This is a genomic window from Achromobacter maghribensis, assembly GCF_057334215.1.
In genome coordinates, this window is sequence record NZ_JBHFII010000061.1 from 365,518 (window position 1) to 366,948 (window position 1,431).

1 protein-coding gene is annotated in these 1,431 nt (G+C 65.7%); it reads right to left on the reverse strand.

Annotated elements, in window-relative coordinates:
* Positions 1-26 precede the first annotated feature (26 nt).
* Positions 27-1,346 carry a fumarylacetoacetase gene (gene fahA / locus ACE039_RS27655; RefSeq protein WP_448710216.1) on the reverse strand — a complete coding sequence of 440 codons (1,320 nt, stop codon included), beginning with the start codon at positions 1,344-1,346 and terminating at the stop codon, positions 27-29.
* Positions 1,347-1,431 lie beyond the last annotated feature (85 nt).

The window sequence follows — 1,431 nt, forward strand, 5'->3', positions numbered from 1 at the left end:
GGGGGCCCCGCGTCCTTCTCAAGCAATCAGACGCGGGCCGGCAGGACGGTGCCCGAGCTTTCTCCAAATCCGATCCGCGGGTACCCTTCCTTCACGCACGCGGCGCGCATGATCACCTGATCCCCATCCTGCAGGAACGTCCGCTTCTCGCCCCACGGCAGGTCGATCGCCGTCTTGCCGCCATTGCTCAACTCCAGCAACGAACCGGCTTCCGACGCCTGGGGGCCCGACAGCGTGCCCGTGCCCAGCATGTCGCCCGGTTGCAGATTGCAGCCGTTGACGGTGTGATGCGCGATCAGCTGGGCCACGTTCCAGTAGGCATCGCGGAAATTGCTGCGCGACAGCGTCACGGCGGGTTGCTTGGCTTCACGCGATTGCTGCGTCGTCATCAGCACTTCCAACTGCACGTCGTAAGCGCCCTTCGCGCGGTTCGCGTCGGAGGCCAGGTAAGGCATCGGCTGCGGTTCAGACGGGCCGCGGTTCCACTGCGTGCGGAAGGGCTCCAGGGCTTCCATCGTGACGATCCACGGCGAAATCGTCGACGCGAAGTTCTTCGACAGAAAGGGGCCCAGCGGCTGGTATTCCCAGGCCTGGATATCGCGCGCCGACCAGTCGTTCAGGATGCACAGGCCGAACACGTGCGCGTCTGCGTCGGCCAAGCCGATGCGCTCGCCTTGCTCGTTGCCGGCACCCACGAAAATGCCCAGCTCCAATTCATAGTCCAGGCGCGCGCAAGGGCCGAATTGCGGCGTTTCGCCTTCGTTGGCCGGACGGGTCTGGCCAACGGGGCGAGGGAATTTCTGGTCCACGCCGATGCTGGACGCGCGGCCGTGATAGCCGATCGGCACCCACTTGTAGTTCGGCAGCAAGGGATTGTCGGGACGGAATTGCTTGCCCACCGCGGTTGCGTGATGCACCGAGATATAGAAGTCCGTGTAGTCGCCGATGCGCGCGGGCGTGGTGTATTCGGCATCGGCCTGCGCCACCAGCAGCGGCTCGACCGTCTGGCGCAAGGCGGCGCCTTCGCGCAACGCGCGCGACAGCGCCAGGCGCAGGGCGCTCCAGTGCGGCTGGCCCAGCGCCATCAGCGCGTTCAGGCTGTCGCCGGCGCACGCGGCCAGTGCCTCGGCGGCCAGGCCTTCAAACGGCTGCTTGGCGGCCAGTGCGGCCAGGTCCAGGATCTGGTCGCCGATCGCTACGCCGGGGCGGAACGACTCTTGCGAGCCCTTGCGGCGGAACGCGCCATACGGCAGGTTCTGCACCGGAAAATCCGACGTGCCGGTGTTGGCGCTGGCAATCCAGCTTTGCAAGGACGGATCGTGGGTTTCGTTGATCGTGGTGGTCATGGCTGCGTGTCTCTTTAATGATGGAATGGGTGGCCGGCAGATCTGACGGGTCAGCGGCGCCGGAAAACTCAAAAGCCAAACGGCG